Source organism: Cellvibrio sp. 25HG11W-0 (assembly GCF_057815475.1).
In genome coordinates, this window is the sequence record NZ_CM174230.1 from 2,027,871 (window position 1) to 2,045,563 (window position 17,693).

Below are 17,693 nucleotides of genomic sequence, written 5' to 3' on the forward strand. Positions count from 1 at the left end.
AAGAGTATTGCCGTGAATTCCATCTTGTGTAAGCTCGGCAGTCGGTGTGCCGAAGGCTAATGAAGCTTAGGTTTTAGCTCATCATTAGCTTTTTAATCATATGCTTAGCATGAGTGCTTAAGGCATATTATTAAGAGTTTGCTACCTGCAGCCGCGCTGTGTACGGATCTGCGTGTGGCTCTCAAGCCTAACATGGTGTGTTACAAATAGAGTTCTGAGTTCTACAAAACACAAACTGTGTTAACAATGACTGCAACGTTGGTTGACGCAATTGTTAAGGTGTTTGCGGGGCTGAGCCACGCGTATCACCGTTGTTTGTTGGAGCACTTCGCATTAATTTTTGCCTTGGTGTTAACCTTGGCATTAATCGATTGACGAAGTCTCTGCTGGCAGCGGTATTTCCTTGCGATTCGCCTATGTATATGCGCTATCCGGAAACCAGCCTGTATCAGCCCGCTGAATATAGCAGTAATAAGCAAGTGCGGCAATGCGCCAGTCTTATAGAGGTTGAGAGTAGAGGTTGAGAGCTTATCCTTGGTGGTTCGATCAGGTATGATGCCCACCATGAAAAATCATCCCTCTAGCAACTCATCCAGTCTTCCAGTTCAGGTCGCTATGCTTGCCATAGATCAAGATCAAGCTGGGCAGCGATTGGATAATTTTTTGATGGCACGCTTAAAGGGTGTGCCTAAATCCAAGGTATATAACATCATTCGGAAAGGCGAGGTGCGGGTCAATAAGGGGCGAGTGAAGCCTGATTACAAGCTTTGTGCTGGCGATTTGGTGCGTGTTCCTCCAGTGCGAGTCAGCGAAAAAGCGCCGGAAGCCAAGGCAAGTCATCAAATATTGGCACTATTGGCGGCATCTGTTTTGTATGAAGATGATGGTTTGTTGGTGATAAATAAGCCTCCGGGGCTTGCGGTTCATGGCGGTAGTGGCATTAGTTTGGGGTTGATAGAAACTTTGCGCCAAATGCGCCCAGACGCGCGCTATTTAGAGTTGGTGCATCGCTTGGATCGCGACACGTCAGGATGCATCATGATTGCAAAAAAGCGCAGTTATCTGCGTCATTTGCAGGCGGCCTTGCGCGATAAGGATGCTGGCGGTATTTCAAAAGTGTATCGCGCCTTGGTAATTGGTGCGTGGCCTTCGAGTTGTAGGCGCGTGGATGCCCCGCTATTGAAATCTGAGGTGGCCGCAGATGAGCGAGTAGTGAGGGTGCACCCAGAGGGTAAGCCTAGCTTGACGGAGTTTAAGGTGTTGCAGCAATTTAAGGGGTTTACCCTTGTTGAGGCGCGACCTATTACGGGGAGAACCCATCAAATTCGTGTGCACGCCCAATATGCAGGGCATAGTCTTGTGGGGGATGAAAAATACGGTCGCGATGAAGTGAATGCGCAGATGCGTGATTTAGGTGTTAAGCGTTTGTTTTTACATGCGGCTGCGTTGCGTTTTAAGTTGCCTGGTGCGCTTGAGTCAACGTTGGTGGAGGCGCCATTACCCTCGGATTTACAGTTGCCTTTAGGGTTGCTTGACTTGGTGGTTGCGAGCTAGATTTTGATGCGAAAGTATTTTGTGTGCTTGATGGAGAAGTGAATTGCTGTTTATTTTTGATTGGGATGGCACCCTAAGTGATTCAACCGCCAAAATTACGACCGCAATGCAGTTGGCTGCGGGTGATCTCGGTTGGCCCGTTTTGGCGGATCATAAGATACATAATATTATTGGTTTGGGCTTGCCGGAGGCTATGGCGACGCTTTATCCGGAGCGTGACCCGTCTGAGTATCTTCATCTACGCGAAGCCTATGCAGGTCGTTTTTTGGCATTGGATGAGGCTCGTCCTTCAGACTTCTTTCCTGGGGTGCTTGATACCTTGGCTCGCCTGCAGGATCACGGTCACACATTAACTATCGCTACCGGTAAGAGTCGCAAGGGCTTGGATCGGATTTTAGATGTGTTGGGTGTGGCCGATTTATTTGTATCGACGCGCTGCGCTGATGAGACAGCATCAAAGCCTCATCCTTTGATGTTGGAGCAATTGCTACAAGAGTTTGGTGTCGCACCTAATGATGCGGTGATGGTGGGTGATACAGAATATGATATGGAAATGGCGCGTCTTATTAATATGCCGCGCATTGCGGTGAGTTATGGTGCGCATCATGTTGATCGGCTGCGTATCTATGAGCCGGATCTGTGTATGGATCACTTCAGTCAAATATTAGCTTGGCCTCGGTTGGGTTGATGCGAGCGGATCTATTCCTTCATTGTCAAGCATTTGAATCAAAGCGATAAGTGGTAGGCCGATGAGGGTGTTGGGGTCTTCACCTTCGAGTTTGCTGAATAGGCTAATGCCCAGCCCTTCTGATTTAAAGCTTCCTGCGCAGTCGTAAGGTTTTTCCATCTGTAGATATTGCTCTATCTGTGTGTCACTAAGCGCGCGAAATTGTACTTTATAGCTCTCTACGCTGATTTGAGTTTTACCGGTCTTGGCGTTGTAGAGGCATAGGCCTGTTAAAAATTGCAGTTGATTCTCGCGAAATTGGCGTAGTTGCGCGGTGGCGGCGGTATGGGTGTGTGGTTTGCCGATAATCTTCCCATTGAATGATGCAACTTGATCTGATCCTATTATTAGGTGCTGGGGAAATTGCGCCCCTAAGGCTTTGGCTTTTTGTTCGGCAAGCCTAGCGGTGAGTGCGTTGGCGTTCTCGTTTGGTTGGGGTTGTTCATCTATCTTGGGGTTCGCCCATTCAAACTCTAGGTTCAGCTTTTGGAGTAGTGAGCGGCGATAGGGTGAGCTTGATGCGAGCAGTATTGGCTGATGCTTCATTTGGTATTCTTGCCTTGTCCCATAGATAAGGTGCCTATTCTAGTCTCAAGCCACTAAATATCGCTATTCTTCTGTTTTTTTCTTTGACAGATGGAGGCGAGATCCCTATGATTGCGCGCTTATGTTTAAGCCCCCATTTGACAAGCTCCTGCCGCGCCTTGCAGACCCACGGAAATTCGCCCAGCAAGGCGTATTGCTCGAAGGTTTTATTCCTGTTGCGGACTTGCCGAGAATGGTTGGAGTGGCGCAAGAGTCAGCTGGTAATATTCAGGTGGCACTTGAGTTTGGCTTGAACGAAACCAAAAAGCGAGTGATTAAAGGCCATGCCAGTGCAAACTTGGTATTGGTGTGTCAACGCTGTTTGGAGCCGGTAAGTGTTCCGGTTGAAAGCGAAATTTCATTGGCAATTGTTTGGGATGAGGATGCTGCAAAAGCAGTTCCGCAATATCTTGATCCCTGGATAGTTGGTGAAGGAGCAGCTGACCTCTATGCAATGGTAGAGGAAGAGCTGTTATTGAGTTTACCCGCAGTCGCTTACCATCAGGAGCCTTGCATAGATAGCAGGTTATTGAGCAGTGGCACTCCTGTTGAGGTAAAGAAAGAGCGAAACCCATTTCAGGTGTTGGAGCATTTAAAGAGCTCGCCGAAATAACGAGGCGCCTCGGTTCCAACGAGTAAGTAAATAGGAGCAAATCATGGCAGTACAACAAAACAAAAAATCTCGTTCAAGACGTGACATGCGTCGTTCACACGATGCGTTGACCGGTCCAACCTTGTCAGTAGACGCAACTAGCGGTGAAAAACACCTGCGTCATCACATTACTGCCGATGGTTTTTACCGTGGTCGTAAAGTGATAGATAAAGGCAACGACGAGTAATCTCGCAACAGCGACGATTGCATCTTGTCGGCAAGAATTACTATAGCGGTAGACGCTATGAGCGGGGACTTAGGTCCCCGCGTTGTTATTCGCGCTGTACAAAAATTTACCTCTCGCTATTCTGATGTCGACATTCTGCTGGTAGGTGATAGCGATCAAATTTTGATGCTCGCGCCTGAGCTTGCTAAATCTCCCCCCTCTGTTCAAATACTCCACGCTGCCGATATTGTGCTCATGACGGATGCGCCGCGCACGGTGTTGCGCCATAAAAAAGAATCTTCCATGTGGCTGGCGCTTACTGCGCTGCGAGATGAGCGTGCGCAAGCTTGCGTAAGTGCGGGCAATACGGGTGCGCTATTGGTAATGGCGAAGTATTTGTTGGGCACTTGTGCGGGTATTGATCGCCCTGCAATATGTAAATCTATGCCGGTTGAGTCCGGCTTCACCTATTTGCTGGATCTCGGCGCTAATATCAATTGTACTGCACAGCAGTTGCATCAGTTCGCGTTGATGGGTGCTGTATTGGCTGGTGGTCATAATCAAGGAGATTTGGCTCGTATTGCGCTCTTGAATATAGGCACTGAAAGTTTAAAAGGAACTGATGTGCTGCAGGAGGCGGCAGTTTTGTTGCAGGCAGATAAAAATTTAAATTACGTTGGTTTTGTTGAGGCAAATAAAATTTTCTCAGGCGAAGTCGACGTTATTGTGTGCGATGGTTTTCATGGCAATGTTGCTTTAAAGGCAAGTGAGGGCGTTGCACATTTTATTAGAAATAAAATTGCTCGCACCTTAACAAAAAGTATCTTCACGAAATTGATAAGTTTGCTTTGCTTTCCGCTTCTGAGGCATATTAGGGCAGATTTAGATCCAGCGTATTATAATGGCGCTAGCTTTTTGGGTTTATCTAAAACCGTGATAAAAAGTCATGGTAATGCTAATGAAAAAGCTTTTTTTCAAGCATTGGTAGTTGCGCGTGAGCAGGCAATTCAGCAGCTTCCTGCACTTATTCAGCAGCAACTTCTCTCAATTCATTCTCAGTAATTAAGAAATCATTATGATGCAAAAAAATCTCGCATTTGTATTTCCAGGTCAGGGTTCACAAAAAATCGGCATGTTGGCGGATTTGGCAGCTAATTATCCTGTGGTTGAGCAAACTTTCGCGGAGGCGTCGGAAGTTTTGGGTTATGACCTCTGGGCTTTGGTGCAGACGGGGGCGCAGGAGGATATAAATTTAACCGAGCGCACGCAGCCCTTGCTGTTAACGGCGAGTGTTGCGGTTTGGCGCGTTTGGCAAGAAAAGAATGGTGCTCAACCTGCTTATATGGCTGGACATAGTTTGGGTGAGTGGTCGGCGTTGGTGTGTGCTGATGTCATTGCGCTTAAGGATGCGGTAAAGCTTGTGCAGCAGCGCGGAAAGTTTATGCAAGAAGCTGTGCCTGCTGGTGTGGGTGCTATGGCGGCAATTATAGGCTTGGATGATGCGGCGATAATTGATGCTTGTAAAAAGGCGGAGCAGGGCGAAGTGGTGGCGGCGGTTAATTTCAATTCGCCGGGCCAGGTCGTTATCGCAGGCGCTGCAGCGGCAGTAGAGCGCGCCAGTGCGCTGTGCAAGGAAGCTGGGGCTAAGCGAGCCTTGCCTTTGCCAGTAAGTGCGCCTTTTCATACGGAGTTGATGCGGCCTGCTGCGGAGCGTTTGGCGGAGCAAATAACAGCTACGCATTTTTCTGTACCTAAGATCGCTTTGGTTCACAATGTAACTGCAAAAATAGAAGTTGATCCGCAAAAAATTAAACAGCTGATGATTGAGCAGATTTTTAGCCCAGTACCTTGGGTTGAATGTGTTAATGCATTAGTGGCTATGGGTGTCACTACCACGCTAGAGTGTGGTCCTGGCAAGGTATTGTCTGGTTTAAATAAAAGAATTAACGCTGAATTGATTACCTATTCAGTTGAAAAAACAGATGAGCTAACGGCTGTGTTGGCAAGCTTGTCATAATTAATTTGTAATCTAAAAAATCTTTTTATAAGTAGGACGTTTTATGACTTTACATGACAAGGTTGCACTGGTGACGGGTGCGAGTCGCGGTATAGGCGCGGCTATTGCGGAACAGTTAGGCAAAGCTGGCGCTATTGTGATTGGCACTGCAACCAGTGAGTCTGGCGCAGCCAAAATTTCAGCACGTTTTGCTGAACAGGGTATTCGCGGTGCAGGTAAAGTATTGAATGTGACTGATGCTGACTCGGTGGCAAGTTTATTAAGAGACGTGCAAGAAGAGTTCGGTGCGCCTGCAATTTTAGTGAACAATGCGGGTATCACCAAAGATAATTTACTGATGCGCATGAGTGATGATGAGTGGTTTGATGTTATCAATACCAACCTCAGCTCTATTTATCGTTTGAGTAAGGGTGTGTTGCGCGGCATGATGAAGGCCCGCTGGGGGCGCATTATTAATATTAGCTCGGTTGTCGGTGCAATGGGCAATCCGGGGCAGTCGAATTATGCTGCCACTAAAGCGGGTGTGGCGGGCTTTGCTCGCTCGTTGGCGGCAGAGGTGGGTTCGCGTAATATTACCGTCAATACGGTTGCGCCAGGCTTCATAGATACTGATATGACCAAGGTGTTACCAGAAGAGCAAAAGCAACAATTGCTGGCGCGCATTCCGTTGGGCCGTTTAGGGGCACCTGAGGAAATTGCGGCGGTGGTCGTTTTTCTGGCAAGTGATGCGGGTGGTTATGTAAGTGGCGAGACTATTCATGTCAATGGCGGCATGTATATGGCCTAAATTTATCCGTATAACCCATTGATTTTAAAGATAAAAGTGTTAAATTTAAAGAATTTTGCCTCTTGCCATTACCAGAGTCGCAAAATATATGTAAAATGAGCGTCGATTTTGAACGAAGCATGTATCCGAGTTGAATTCGACTAAGTGATTAAGTGTTTCGCATATACAACCATTAGGAGTTATATAACATCATGAGTAGCATTGAAGAACGCGTTAAAAAGATCGTTGCTGAGCAACTGGGTGTGAAAGAAGAAGAAGTGAAAAATGAAGCTTCTTTCGTCGAAGATCTAGGCGCTGATTCTTTGGATACCGTAGAGTTAGTAATGGCTCTCGAAGAAGAATTCGAAACTGAAATTCCAGATGAAGAAGCTGAGAAAATTACCACTGTTCAATTGGCTATTGATTACATCAATTCCAACTTGGGATAATTTTCTTATCCATTGATTTGGTATTTTTTAAAAGCCGTATTATTGCAAAATAGTACGGCTTTTTCTTTTCTTAATGATTTAAAATGTGCACTAAATTCTCGCGGCTATTCGCCTTGGTGTTTTGTTGAGCGAGTAAGCAGAAATTTTTATTGATTGTTTGCAGAGCGAGTACACGCAGTACTTTCATCTGCCGCATCATCTTTGTAGGAGAAACGCAGAGTGTCACGCAGAAGAGTTGTAGTTACTGGCCTTGGGATGATTAGTTCGCTGGGCAATACGGTTGCCGATACTTGGCATGGCATAGTGAATGGCAAGAGCGGCATTGCGACTATCAGCGCATTTGATGCATCTGCGTTTACGACGCAATTTAGTGCTTCGGTAAAAAATCTGGTGGTAGATGATTACTTTCCCAGTAAAGAAGCGCGCAAAATGGATCCCTTTATTCAATACGGTATGGTTGCTGGTATCCAGGCAATCCGCGATTCAGGCTTGGAAGTTACTGAAACTAATGCGGGCCGTATTGGTGTTTCTATAGGTTCAGGTATTGGTGGTATTGGTACGATTGAAGAGGGGTCCTCAACGCTCGAGCACAAAGGCCCTCGTCGAATATCTCCCTTCTTTGTGCCAAGCGCCATTATTAATATGATCTCTGGCAATTTGTCGATCATGTTTGGTTTGCAAGGCCCTAATGTAGCAATAACAACAGCTTGTACCACAGGGACGCACAGTATTGGATTTGCGGCGCGTATGATTCAATACGGCGACGCTGATGCCATGGTGGCGGGCGGCGCTGAGATGGCGACTACGCCACTGGGTTTGGGTGGCTTTGCAGCAGCGCGTGCGCTCTCAACGCGTAACGATAACCCACAGGCGGCAAGTCGCCCCTGGGATAAGGATCGCGATGGTTTTGTACTGGGGGATGGTGCTGGTGTAATGGTGCTGGAGGAGTATGAACACGCCAAAGCGCGTGGTGCCAAAATCTATGCTGAAGTGATTGGTTTTGGTATGAGCGGTGATGCCTATCACATGACCTCGCCGCCAGAGGATGGCGCAGGTGCGGCAGCTTCCATGCGCAATGCGATTTTGGATGCAGGTATTCCACTTGATATGATCAATTATATCAATGCGCACGGCACCTCTACCTTGGCGGGCGATAAGGCTGAATGTCAGGCGGTTAAGTCCGTGATGGGCACAGCGATAGATCAAGTTGCAGTAAGTTCTACAAAATCTATGATTGGTCATTTGCTAGGTGCTGCAGGTGCTGTCGAGGCGATTTTCAGTATTTTAGCGATTCGTGATCAAGTGGCTCCTCCAACCATTAATCTAGACAACCCTGATGTAGGCTGTGATATCAACCTAGTTCCACACACCGCACAAGAGCGTAAAATTGAAGCGGTGTTGTCTAACTCTTTTGGTTTTGGTGGTACTAACGGTTCATTGATTTTCCGGAAGATATAAATTGCCGGATATATCGGTAAATATTGGCGCCGAGCTGGAGACAGCTCGGCGTTTTTGTATAGACTCATACTTATGACGCTAAAACTTCCCCTATTTTCTGTTAACGGTGTATTGGGTGCTGCGATCTCGCCGTTAGATCGCGGTTTTGCCTATGGTGACGGTGTTTTTGAAACCTGTCGAATTCATCGCGGCAAAATCCCTTTGTGGTCTCTTCATCTCGACCGTTTGCTGCAGGGTGCTATGCGGTTAGGTATTCCTGTAGCGATTGATTTACTTGAAGAGTATCGCGATCAGTTGCTCATTCAGGGGCAGGCTGAAATACAGAATGCTGGGGTGCTAAAGATCATTCTGACTCGAGGCGTTGGCGGGCGAGGCTACAAAATGCCTGATGAGGTGCAGCCTACTTATTGTCTCGGTTTATATTCAGGCTCTGATTTACACAGCAAACAATACCTAGAGGGTGTGAGGTTACGTGTTTGTAACCACAGGCTCGCACGTAATTCACTCTTGGCGGGTATGAAGCATCTCAATCGTCTGGAGTACATTCTTGCACGCAATGAATGGTGTGATGAAGTTGATGAGGGCTTGCTGCTCGATACCGAAGGGCAGGTTATCGAAGCTACAGTAAGTAATCTTTTTGCTGTTGTTGATGGCTGCTTGATTACACCAGATCTAACCTATGCTGGAGTTTCGGGCATTATGCGGCGATTGATTATTGAGCAGTTGGCGCCAGCACTGAAGCTACAGACTCGTGTTGAACACATTGATTTGAATATCGTGAGTGCTGCAGATGAATTGTTTCTGTGTAACAGTGTCTTTGGAGTCTGGCCGGTGAAAGCATTGTTGCTTGAGTCGCCACTTAATTTAGCGCTTGGGCCGGTAACTCTCGCTGTGCAGGTGTCACTTGAACGTTATTTACAGCCCTAGTGTCTTTGGTGGATTAAGGTTTACCAAAATTTGTGCAGTTGGGTTTATTTTTTACATCATTACTCAATATTAGAATTTTATGGCTGAAAAAAAATCACTGGGCTCTAAGTTGCTTCGTTTATTTAACACATTATTTTTAAGCGGATTGATGCTATTAAGTGGCGCTTGGCTTTATGTACAGCATTGGCTGCAGGCACCGCTTACCATTCCGCAAGAATCCTATAGCTATGAATTAACGCAAGGAAAATCCCTGAGCCATATGGCGAATGATTTGGCGCAGGCAGGTATATTGTCCCACCCACGCTTGTTGCGCCTTTATGCGCGCCTTATGGGGTCGCCCAAAATTCATGCGGGGGAGTATCAGCTTGAGTTCGGACTTACCCCGCTCAGTTTATTAGAAAAACTGAAGCGGGGCGACGTTGTTCTTTATCAGGCGACGATTGTGGAGGGGTGGACCTATAAGCAAGCGATTGCGGCCTTAGCGAAGAACCCAGCTGTTGTTTCGGCGTTAGATGGTAAGTCTGTAGCTGAGCAGTTAGCGCTTTTGGCTTTACCCGTGGAAAGTTTAGAAGGCTGGATATTTCCTGATACTTACAGCTTTAGCCGCAATACCAGCGATCTTGATATTTTGCGTAAAGCACACGCCAAAATGGAATTGTTGCTAAGTGAAGAGTGGTCGCAGCGAGCGAAGAATTTGCCTTATAAGGCTCCTTATGAGGCCTTAATCATGGCGTCAATCATTGAGCGTGAAACAGGGCATCACAGCGAGCGAGAGCAAATAGCAGGTGTTTTTGTGCGACGTTTACAGCAGGGCATGAAGTTGCAAACTGATCCAACGGTAATTTATGGAATGGGCGATAGCTATAAGGGCAAGATTGGTCGTAAAAATCTCCAGGAGCCCAACGCCTATAATACTTACGTAATTGATGGGTTGCCGCCCACGCCTATAGCCTTGCCTAGCGCAGCGTCTATCCATGCCGCCTTGCATCCAGCGGAGGGTAAGGCGCTCTACTTTGTTGCCAAGGGCGATGGTACGAGCGAATTTTCTGAGAACTTAACCGACCATAATAATGCTGTGCGTCGTTATCAATTAAAGCGTCGTGCTGATTATCGTGCGGCCCCGCCTCCCGCCGCTCAATCACAGCCCTAAGTTGGTATCAAAACCTAGCTTGAGCCGTTACAATAGCCGACATTTTTACTGGCTTGGGCATCTATTTATCGATGATTTTATCTTAAAGGTAACTTGTCGATAGTTATATAGGTCGTCTGAGATTGGCCATTTTTACTATCTGGATTAATCTGTCCCATGAGCGAACATCATTCAGTTGACGCTAATAGTCAAACCGAAAACACTGACGTTAAAGTTAAGCCCTTACATTTCATCCAGCAAATTATTCGCAAGGATTTGGAGCAGGGCATTCATCAAAAAGTAGTGACTCGCTTTCCACCAGAACCCAACGGTTATTTACACATAGGTCACGCTAAATCTATCTGTTTGAATTTTGGCGTGGCGGCGGAAGTAGGTGGCGTATGCAATTTGCGTTTTGACGATACCAATCCAGAAAAAGAAAATGAAGAATACGTTAACTCCATCAAGCAGGATGTGGAGTGGTTGGGTTTTAAGTGGGATGGCGCGGTACGTTATACCTCCGATTATTTCGATCAACTACATGCTTGGGCTGTGTATTTAATTGAGCAAGGCTTGGCATTTGTTTGTGATTTAAATGCTGAACAAATGCGAGAATATCGCGGCACTCTTGTTGAACCAGGCAAACACAGCCCCTACCGCGCGCGCGCTGTGGCTGAAAACCTCGCGCTTTTTGAAAAAATGCGTAAAGGTGAATTTGATGAGGGTGCGTGCTCACTGCGCGCCAAAATCGATATGGCATCGCCCAATATCAATATGCGCGACCCTATTATCTATCGCATTAAAAAAGCACATCACCACCAAACCGGTGACAAGTGGTGCATTTATCCTTCTTATGATTTTGCTCATGGTCAGAGTGATGCCCTAGAAGGCATTACTCACTCAATATGTACCTTAGAGTTTGAAGACCATCGCCCACTGTACGAATGGTTTATTCAAAATTTGCCCGTGCCTGCTAAACCGCGCCAGTATGAGTTTGCTCGGTTGAATGTAAATTATTCCATCACCAGTAAGCGCAAGCTCAAGCAACTTGTGGATGAGAATCATGTGGATGGTTGGAATGACCCGCGTATGCCGACAATTTCAGGCATGCGTCGCCGTGGCTTCACCCCTGCAGCTCTGCGCGAGTTTTGCGACCGCATTGGCGTGACTCGCTCAGACAGCGTTGTAGATGTGGGTGTTCTGGAGTTTTGTGTGCGCGACGATTTGGATAAAAATGCGCCGCGCGCCATGTGTGTACTCAAACCCTTGAAGTTAACACTGACGAATTATGCGGCAGATAAAACAGAAACCTTGAATGTACATAACCACCCTAATCGTACAGATTTGGGCGATAGAACAATTCCTTTTACCCAAACACTCTTTATTGAACAGGAAGATTTCCGCGAGGAAGCCAATAAAAAGTATAAACGTTTGGTGGTAGGTAAACGCGTGCGCTTACGCGGCGCCTACGTGATTGAGGCCGACGAGGCGATTAAAGACGATGCGGGCAATATTATTGAAGTGCGCGCACGTATTATTGACGGCACACTCGGTAAAGACCCTGAAGACGGTGTGAAGCCCAAGGGTGTTATTCACTGGGTGTCGGCAACGCAATATCTTGATTGCGAAGTGCGACTCTATGACCGACTTTTTAATGATGAAGCACCGGATGCGAGCGGTAAAAACTTTTTAGATTCTATAAATCCTAATAATTTAGAGATTCTGCAAGGATGTAAAGCAGAAGTAAGTTTAGCCAAGGCCACTGTGGAGGATCGCTTTCAGTTTGAGCGTCAAGGCTACTTCTGTTTAGACAGCAAGTACTCCAGTGCAGACAAGATTGTTTTCAATCGAACTATCAGCTTAAAAGACAGCTTTGGTAAAACCGAAGACTAATTACGGAATCGATTACACATGCTCCAGATATACAACACACTCACGCGTCAAAAAGAAATTTTTAAGCCGATACATCCCGGTAAAATTTCTATGTATGTCTGTGGGATAACCGTTTACGACTATTGCCATATCGGTCATGCGCGCACTTCAATTGCCTTTGATGTGGTGGTGCGTTTTCTGCGTAGTCAAAACTGGGATGTCAACTATGTCCATAACATCACGGATATAGACGATAAAATCATTCGCCGCGCCAATGAGCTAAATGAAGAATATCATCAGCTCACAGCACGTTTTATTGATGCGATGCATGAAGACGAGGCGCGTTTGGGTGTGTTGCCGCCGAGCATTGAGCCACGTGCGACAGAATTTATTGCGCCCATCATCGACTTGGTGAGCACACTTATTGAAAAAGGACATGCTTATGCAGCGACAAATGGCGATGTTTATTATCGCGTTGCGAGCTTCGTAGGCTATGGCAAATTATCCGATAAAAATGTTGATGAGCTATTAGCGGGCGCCCGAATTGATGTGGGCGATGTTAAAGAAGACCCGCGTGACTTTGTGTTGTGGAAAGCAGCCAAACTCGGCGAGCCCGCATGGGAGTCTCCCTGGGGTGATGGGCGTCCAGGCTGGCATATAGAATGCTCTGCCATGAGCAAGCATTGCTGTGGCGATCATATTGATATTCATGGTGGTGGTGCTGATTTGCAGTTCCCTCATCACGAAAATGAAATTGCACAGAGTGAAGCGGCGAATGGGCAGCAGTATGTAAATTATTGGATGCATGCGGCTCCTTTGCGCGTTGACGGTGTGAAGATGTCCAAGTCCCTTGGTAATTTCTTTACGATTCGTGATGTGCTGGAGAAGTATCATCCTGAAGTCGTGCGTTTTTTAATGATTAGCAGTCATTATCGCAGCCCGATTAATTACTCAGAAGAAAGTCTCACGGAAGCGCGCTCTGGGATTGAACGTTTTTATGGCGCCTTGCGCGATTATGCTGATATCGCTCCAGCATCGCTGGCGGACCTTGCTGATAGCCGCTATTACCAAGCATTCGTCACTGCTATGAATGACGATTTTAATACGCGTGTTGCTCTGGCGGGTATGTATGATTTAGTGCGCGATTTAAATAATGCCAAAGTAGATGTGGCTTTGGCTGTTCAATTGGCTGCGCAATTAAAAGCTCTCGGTTTGATTCTGGGCGTATTGCAGGAGAATCCTGATGTTTTCTTGCAGGCCGCCGCCAGTGATGCAATCGCTGCAGCAGAAGTGGATCGCTTAGTGGCTGAACGCATTCAGGCGAAGTTGGATAAAAACTATGGTCGCGCTGATGAGATTCGCAAACTATTGCTCGCAGAAGGTGTGGTGCTGGAAGATTCACGCGATGGCACTACTCAATGGCGTCGTGAAGCCTAATGATGCGGAGTTTGCATGACAAATGAATTTGCAGTTTATTGGGCTGTGGGTTTTATAGCGATCTATGTGGTTGCTCAGCTTGCTGTTTCCAATTTAAAAATGTTTGAACGCTTCTCGCGTATTCAGAAAAGTGTATTTGTTAAACTTTTAGCGCTAGGCTTTTTTGTGGTTGGCTATGGCTTCGCTAAGTGGTTTAACTAAGAAACTGGATTGCACAATATGAATCCTATTTCGGAAAAGCTTCTACAAAAAGCCAGCGCTATACACCTGGCTTTTTTTGATGTGGATGGCACCTTATTGAACTCTCAGGGGGAAATTCTCAGCTCTGTACGCGAGCAGATTGCGCGTATTCAAGCCTTAGGTATAAAAACAGCTATAGCTTCGGGACGACCTTTGTTTGCCGCACAGTATTTGATTGATGAGTTAAAGCTTACTGATGCAGGTATGTTCCACACAGGTGCTTATCTATATGACCCCGCTCAAAAAGCTGAGTTAGCAGCTACGACTCTTGTGCAAGCTGATGCGCGTCAATTTTTGCAAAAAGTAGAGTCGTTGGCACTGTATTGCGAAGTTTATACACGGCAAGGTTTTCATCTTGCAGAGTTTGCGTCTATAACCGCTGTGCATGCACGGCACTTACGGGTGGAGCCGCACATCACATCACTACAACAGCTTATTGAGCGGGAGTCTGTGTTTAAGTTTTTAATTGGCGTCAAGCCAGCAGAGCAGGGCGATATTATTTCCCAGCTGGAGTTGGTCTTTCCTCAGCTTATATTTGCACGAGCTTATCTTACAGCGCACCCAGAATGGCAATTTGCGAGTGTGATTTCCGGTAAGGCGACCAAGAAGCATGCGTTTGAGCAGCTATTGGCGCATCACGGTTGTGCGGCACATGAAGTCATCGCCTTTGGTGATGCTGAGTCGGATATGGAATTTTTACATATGGCGGGGATTGGTGTGGCCATGGGCAATGCGCGTCAAAATGTTCAAGCGGTGGCCGACTGGGTAACGAAACCTGCAGATGAAGCCGGCGTCGCTTTTGCGCTTGAAACTCTAATTACACATAATGGAAGGTAGCTAACGAATGAATTGGCGTGGACTTTTTAAGCATCGTGGGCTTGGTGTGAATTTGCTGGCGAGCGCTTGTTTTTTGATGTTAGCTATCTACGGGTGGGACATGACCTGGGAGGAGTTAGGTAGGTATTTTTTGAGTTTTTTAGTAATAATGACCTGCGTTATAGGCACTGCACTATTGCTGGCTTGGGTACTACGCAAGTTTACCGCTTGGCGCAATGCTAATAAATAAATCTGCAGTCTCTCTAGGTAGGTATTTGTTCGTTTTTGAGTCTATAGGCGTTAGACTCTATGAAGAATCACTTCCAGTACTAATCGGCTGCCAAAATAGGCCAGCATTAAGCAGATAAACCCCGCTAATGCCCAACGAATAGCTTTGTTGCCGCGCCACCCCATTTTAAATCTTCCCCAGAGCAGTAATGCATAAATAAACCAAGCGGTGAGCGCAAATACGGTTTTGTGTACCAAGTGCTGGGCGAACATATCTTCCAAAAACCAGAACCCTGAAATTATGGCGAAACTTAGTAAAATTTCGCCTACCCAAAGTAATTCAAACAAAAGTGATTCCATGGTTTGTAGCGGTGGAAGCAGGCGCATATTACTGAGGTTTTTGTGCTTGAGGGCGTGATTTTGATAGGCAAGCAGTAGTGCTTGTAAGCTGGCGATGGTCATAAGGCTGTAAGCCAAAATAGACAACACCACATGCGGCGCAAGGCTATAGCTCAAAGAGCTTTGTGTCTCGGGTGAATTAAAGAAAATCGAGCTTGCAATGACCAGCGCCGACAGGGGGAATAGCAATAAAAAAAGATTGTGTAACTCTTTTTTGAAACTGCTAATGAGTACTATGGTATTGATAACCCAAAAAATGAACGAACCAGCCACAGTGACACTGAGTAAAAAACCATTAGCCCCAAAGCTGAGGCTAAATACGCCTAAGCCGTGAAAAACGAGAGCCACGGCAGCAGAGCGCCTTAAACCAGCGCGAGTGATGGATTCCTGGCGGGCAAATTTGCGGCTAAAAAAGAAGGCCGCTGCTGTGTAGAGCGTTAAGGCAATCACATTGGCGAAAAGAGCTAGCATGTTGATACGGAATCCCTTACTGAGGCGCGCGGCCTGAGTCTTTGATGAGGTGTCGATACTCTATTCGACAAGTACTGGCACATTGCGCAGAAATAAACTGCTGTAAGTGTGTCACAAGGCATGCTTAAAGAGAAGGGTAAATGAGAAGGATACTTATCCAGAAATTCCTCGCGGTTTAGGTTGGAATGAATCGAGGAAATCGGGCTGAGTGGCCCACAGCAACTCACTGCAAGTCGCTATAAGGTGGGACTTTTATGTGCGATTGGAGGTATAATCGCGCCCACTTTTTACCATTCCGAGGGTTTTACCGCTCGGGTTGGCCTCAATACGAATCAACAGCCTGTTCGAGACGACTTATGTTTGAGAATTTATCGGATCGTTTATCCCATACTATGCGCAGCCTTACCGGCAAGGCGCGGATGAGTGAAGACAACATCAAAGATGCGCTGCGCGATGTGCGCAAGGCGCTGTTGGAAGCAGATGTTGCCTTACCCGTAGTTAAAGCTTTTATCGATCAGGTGCGTAGCCGTGCGCTCGGTCAACAGATCAGTAAGGCACTTAATCCTGGTCAACAATTTGTTAAATTGGTTGAGGCAGAATTGGTCGCCACCATGGGGCAGGCCAATGAAAAGTTGAATTTGGCACAGCAGCCGCCTGCAGTAATTTTGATGGCGGGTCTGCAGGGTGCAGGTAAAACGACCTCTGTGGCTAAGCTAGCGCGCTTCTTGAAAGAACGCGAAAAGAAAAAAGTATTGGTGGTGAGCGCAGATGTATATCGTCCTGCTGCTATCCAACAGTTACAAACCCTCGCAACTGAAGTGGGTGTGGAATGCTTCCCTTCGACAGGTGAGCAAAAACCACTTGATATTGCACGCGGCGCTATAGATCACGCGAAACGTCAGTTTTTTGATGTGCTGATTGTGGATACTGCTGGTCGTTTGCATATCGATGAAGACTTGATGACTGAAATCAAGGACTTGCATAAAGCAATTAACCCTATTGAAACCCTGTTTGTGATTGATGCTATGATCGGCCAGGATGCGGTAAATACTGCTAAGGCGTTCAATGATGCATTGCCCTTGACCGGCGTGATCTTGACCAAGGCTGATGGTGATGCACGTGGTGGTGCTGCTTTATCAGTGCGTCATATCACCGGTAAGCCTATTAAGTTTTTGGGTGTGGGTGAAAAAGTTGATGCGCTTGAACCCTTTCATCCTGAGCGTATAGCCTCGCGGATTTTGGGCATGGGCGATGTAATGTCCTTGATCGAACAAGCCGAGCGCACCATAGATAAAGAAAAAGCTGAGAAGCTGATTAGTAAAGTCACTAAGGGTCAAAAATTTGATCTTAATGATTTAAAAGATCAGCTACAGCAAATGAACAATATGGGTGGGCTGAGTTCGATGCTGGATAAGTTGCCGGGCATGGGCAATATTTCGCAGGTGGCGCAGTCCGCCACTATGAATAAGCAGTTCAAAACGATGGAAGCTATTATTAATTCCATGACACCTAGTGAGCGTCGTAACCCTGATGATTTAAGTGGATCGCGTAAGCGTCGCATCACCTTGGGGTCTGGTACGCAAATTCAGGATCTCAATCGCCTGTTGAAGCAGCACAAGCAAATGGCGAAGATGATGGGGAAAATGAAAGGCGGCGGGATGCAAAAGTTAATGCGTGGCATGGGTGGAATGATGCCTGGCGGCATGCCAACCGGTGGCGCCTTACCACCTGGCTTTCGTAAATAGTTAAGTACCTAATAAAAACCCGCGTAGAGCGGGTTTTTATTAGGTACAAGCTGCA

General features: G+C 46.6%; 18 protein-coding genes. 16 read left to right on the top strand and 2 right to left on the bottom strand.

The genetic code is table 11. The features are described 5' to 3' along the window. The first annotated feature begins 555 nt into the window (after positions 1-555). Positions 556-1,554, top strand: coding sequence for a 23S rRNA pseudouridine(955/2504/2580) synthase RluC (gene rluC, locus AC0KUT_RS08350; protein WP_488835682.1), 999 nt, complete (start codon positions 556-558; stop codon positions 1,552-1,554). 43 nt (positions 1,555-1,597) lie between these two features. Further along, positions 1,598-2,242 (top strand): HAD-IA family hydrolase, encoded by a 645-nt coding sequence (locus tag AC0KUT_RS08355; protein ID WP_488835048.1) that lies wholly within the window; start codon positions 1,598-1,600, stop codon positions 2,240-2,242. Here AC0KUT_RS08355 and AC0KUT_RS08360 read toward each other — a convergent pair. After that, positions 2,219-2,827, bottom strand: a complete 609-nt coding sequence (locus AC0KUT_RS08360; RefSeq protein WP_488835051.1) for a Maf family protein — start codon at positions 2,825-2,827, stop codon at positions 2,219-2,221. The two genes, AC0KUT_RS08355 and AC0KUT_RS08360, sit on opposite strands and share 24 nt — an antisense overlap. A gap of 121 nt (positions 2,828-2,948) precedes the next feature. Here AC0KUT_RS08360 and AC0KUT_RS08365 point away from each other — a divergent pair, with 121 nt between their 5' ends. The 13 genes from AC0KUT_RS08365 to AC0KUT_RS08425 all read left to right on the top strand — a co-directional run bounded on the left by AC0KUT_RS08365 (position 2,949) and on the right by AC0KUT_RS08425 (position 14,816). Continuing rightward, positions 2,949-3,479, top strand: coding sequence for a YceD family protein (locus AC0KUT_RS08365; protein WP_488835052.1), 531 nt, complete (start codon positions 2,949-2,951; stop codon positions 3,477-3,479). 43 nt (positions 3,480-3,522) lie between these two features. Beyond that, positions 3,523-3,705, top strand: coding sequence for a 50S ribosomal protein L32 (gene rpmF / locus AC0KUT_RS08370; RefSeq protein ID WP_488835055.1), 183 nt, complete (start codon positions 3,523-3,525; stop codon positions 3,703-3,705). A 57-nt stretch (positions 3,706-3,762) separates the two neighbouring features. After that, entirely contained in the window at positions 3,763-4,746 is a 984-nt protein-coding gene (gene plsX / locus AC0KUT_RS08375) for a phosphate acyltransferase PlsX (protein WP_488835056.1), read from the top strand. A gap of 13 nt (positions 4,747-4,759) precedes the next feature. Then, positions 4,760-5,701: an ACP S-malonyltransferase gene (gene fabD / locus AC0KUT_RS08380; protein WP_488835057.1), complete on the top strand. Its 942-nt coding sequence runs from the start codon at positions 4,760-4,762 to the stop codon at positions 5,699-5,701. A gap of 43 nt (positions 5,702-5,744) precedes the next feature. Next, positions 5,745-6,488, top strand: a complete 744-nt coding sequence (gene fabG / locus AC0KUT_RS08385) for a 3-oxoacyl-ACP reductase FabG (protein ID WP_488835058.1) — start codon at positions 5,745-5,747, stop codon at positions 6,486-6,488. A 191-nt stretch (positions 6,489-6,679) separates the two neighbouring features. After that, complete coding sequence (gene acpP, locus AC0KUT_RS08390; protein WP_488835059.1) at positions 6,680-6,916, top strand: acyl carrier protein; 237 nt, start codon at positions 6,680-6,682, stop codon at positions 6,914-6,916. A 219-nt stretch (positions 6,917-7,135) separates the two neighbouring features. Next, positions 7,136-8,374 carry a beta-ketoacyl-ACP synthase II gene (gene fabF / locus AC0KUT_RS08395; RefSeq protein ID WP_488835061.1) on the top strand — a complete coding sequence of 413 codons (1,239 nt, stop codon included), beginning with the start codon at positions 7,136-7,138 and terminating at the stop codon, positions 8,372-8,374. A 72-nt stretch (positions 8,375-8,446) separates the two neighbouring features. Then, the gene (gene pabC, locus AC0KUT_RS08400) at positions 8,447-9,301 is read left to right on the top strand and encodes an aminodeoxychorismate lyase (protein WP_488835062.1); all 855 of its coding nucleotides are present in this window, start codon (positions 8,447-8,449) and stop codon (positions 9,299-9,301) included. A gap of 79 nt (positions 9,302-9,380) precedes the next feature. Next, a complete protein-coding gene (gene mltG / locus AC0KUT_RS08405; protein WP_488835063.1) occupies positions 9,381-10,451 on the top strand; it encodes an endolytic transglycosylase MltG in 1,071 nt (356 codons plus the stop codon). Between the two features lie 156 nt (positions 10,452-10,607). Next, complete coding sequence (locus AC0KUT_RS08410; protein WP_488835064.1) at positions 10,608-12,323, top strand: glutamine--tRNA ligase/YqeY domain fusion protein; 1,716 nt, start codon at positions 10,608-10,610, stop codon at positions 12,321-12,323. An 18-nt stretch (positions 12,324-12,341) separates the two neighbouring features. Next, complete coding sequence (gene cysS, locus AC0KUT_RS08415; protein ID WP_488835065.1) at positions 12,342-13,739, top strand: cysteine--tRNA ligase; 1,398 nt, start codon at positions 12,342-12,344, stop codon at positions 13,737-13,739. Positions 13,740-13,754: 15 nt separating this feature from the next. Next, on the top strand, positions 13,755-13,940 hold the full coding sequence (locus tag AC0KUT_RS08420; RefSeq protein ID WP_488835067.1) for a hypothetical protein: 186 nt from the start codon (positions 13,755-13,757) through the stop codon (positions 13,938-13,940). Between the two features lie 18 nt (positions 13,941-13,958). Further along, positions 13,959-14,816: a Cof-type HAD-IIB family hydrolase gene (locus tag AC0KUT_RS08425; RefSeq protein WP_488835068.1), complete on the top strand. Its 858-nt coding sequence runs from the start codon at positions 13,959-13,961 to the stop codon at positions 14,814-14,816. 279 nt (positions 14,817-15,095) lie between these two features. Here AC0KUT_RS08425 and AC0KUT_RS08430 read toward each other — a convergent pair whose 3' ends face one another. Continuing rightward, a complete protein-coding gene (locus tag AC0KUT_RS08430; protein ID WP_488835069.1) occupies positions 15,096-15,893 on the bottom strand; it encodes a cytochrome C assembly family protein in 798 nt (265 codons plus the stop codon). A 356-nt stretch (positions 15,894-16,249) separates the two neighbouring features. Here AC0KUT_RS08430 and ffh point away from each other — a divergent pair, with 356 nt between their 5' ends. After that, positions 16,250-17,638 (top strand): signal recognition particle protein, encoded by a 1,389-nt coding sequence (ffh, locus tag AC0KUT_RS08435; RefSeq protein WP_488835071.1) that lies wholly within the window; start codon positions 16,250-16,252, stop codon positions 17,636-17,638. Positions 17,639-17,693: the final 55 nt, after the last annotated feature.